The sequence below is a fragment of the Polaromonas sp. genome (assembly GCF_030682935.1).
Taxonomy (GTDB): Bacteria; Pseudomonadota; Gammaproteobacteria; order Burkholderiales; family Burkholderiaceae_C; genus Polaromonas.
The window spans coordinates 1-1664 of record NZ_JAUXNA010000125.1; the positions used below are offsets into that span (position 1 = coordinate 1).

The window sequence follows — 1664 nt, forward strand, 5'->3', positions numbered from 1 at the left end:
ATGTACTCGTGAATCTCGGCCTTGATCCAGTGCATGGCATAGCTGACCAGCCGCACGTTCTGGTCGGGGTCAAACCGTTTGACCGCCTTCATCAGGCCAATGTTGCCTTCCTGGATCAGGTCGCCGTGAGGCAGCCCATAGCCCAGGTATTTCCGGGAAATTGAAACCACCAGACGCAAGTGAGAGAGGATCAGTTTGCCGGCAGAATCAAGATCGTTGTTTTCTTTCAGTTTTTTGGAAAACTCCTGCTCCTGCTCCAGGGTGAGCATGGGCAGACGGTTAACCGCCGAGATATAAGCGTCCAGGTCACCCAGAGGGGGAACCACCGACCAGGGATTGAGGGCGGCCACGGCGCCAGTTGGGGCAACGGGAGCAACCATGGCGGCGTGAAAGGCTTGGCGTGAAAGAGCATGTGACACAGCAGAACTCCTTTTGTCTAATTTCAAATATTAGCACTCTGTTAGAGCGAGTGCCAGGCAATAGGTTCAATTGCTTTGATAGGGACGGGCTAATGCGTGTTTACCCTGAGTTTGACTGGATTAGTGTCTGATTTTGCCCATTGGTTCAGCAGGTGTTTGTAGGAAAAATAGCAGAGGCTGCGGCGTCAAATATCCCTTCCAGGGATGGAAAAGCTCGGGCCGTCCGGCACCTGCCGGTGGCTTGAAAACAGCCATAATTTATGGAAAAAGAGGCTTTTGTCCAATAGATACGGGAGCGGGAAGCTATTAATTAAATAGCACTTTCGGTGGCTTTCAGGGCACTTCAGGCCACTTGAGCCACCACCCGGACCAGCGCCTGCCCGGCCAGCCAGACCTGCAGGCGCTCCGTCACCCCCGCTACAAAGCTGCTGATGCGCGCATGCACAGGGCAATCCGGGGGTTGGAAATCCCTGTGCGCCCCTAGAATGCCCTACACCGGAGGGGGAATGACGCCAGAAGCCAAAGCCAGACAAACGATTGACGCACTACTCATGCAAGCAGGCTGGCACGTCTGCAATATGCTTGACGCCAACATCCATGCTGCCCGTGGCGTCGCCCTCCGCGAATTTCCCCTCAACACCGGCTACGGCTTTGCCGACTACCTGCTCTACATCGACGGCAAAGCCGCTGGCGTGATCGAGGCCAAGAAAGAAGGCAGCACGCTGACCGGCGTCGAGGTGCAATCCGCCCGCTATGCGCAGGGCCTGCCCGCCACGCTGCCCGCCTGGCGCAGGCCCTTGCCCTTCAGCTACGAATCCACCGGCATCGAGACCCACTTCACCCAGGGGCTGGACCCGCAGCCCCGCGCCAGAGCCGTGTTCGCCTTCCACCGGCCCGAAACCCTGGCCGCGTTTCTGAAAGACCTGCCCGAAAAGGTTGGGGGGAAGGGCTGGGAATCTTCCGCCGCGGTGCATACCGGGACTGCCGCCCCAACTACTGCCAACGACGCTAACGCCGGTTTTGCCACCGCCACATCTACCGTTCCCACCTTCCTGGCCCGCCTGCAAACCATGCCGCCGCTGATTGAAGACGGCCTGTGGCCCGCCCAGAAAATAGCGATCCGCAACCTGGAGGCCTCGCTCAAAGCCAACAAGCCTAGAGCCCTGATCCAGATGGCCACCGGCAGCGGCAAGACCTTTACCAGCATCAGCTTCATCTACCGCCTCATCAAGTTCGCCGGTGCCA

Annotated in this window: 2 protein-coding genes; one reads left to right on the top strand and one right to left on the bottom strand. The window is 58.5% G+C overall.

The window, feature by feature from the left end:
- Nucleotides 1-380 (bottom strand): sigma-70 family RNA polymerase sigma factor (locus Q8K05_RS05765; protein ID WP_305245559.1); only part of this gene is annotated, 380 nt, incomplete at its 3' end.
- Nucleotides 381-970: 590 nt separating this feature from the next.
- On the opposite strand from Q8K05_RS05765, the gene Q8K05_RS05770 reads away from it, so the two are divergent.
- The coding region (locus Q8K05_RS05770; RefSeq protein WP_305245560.1) for a DEAD/DEAH box helicase family protein at nucleotides 971-1664 on the top strand (694 nt) is incomplete at its 3' end.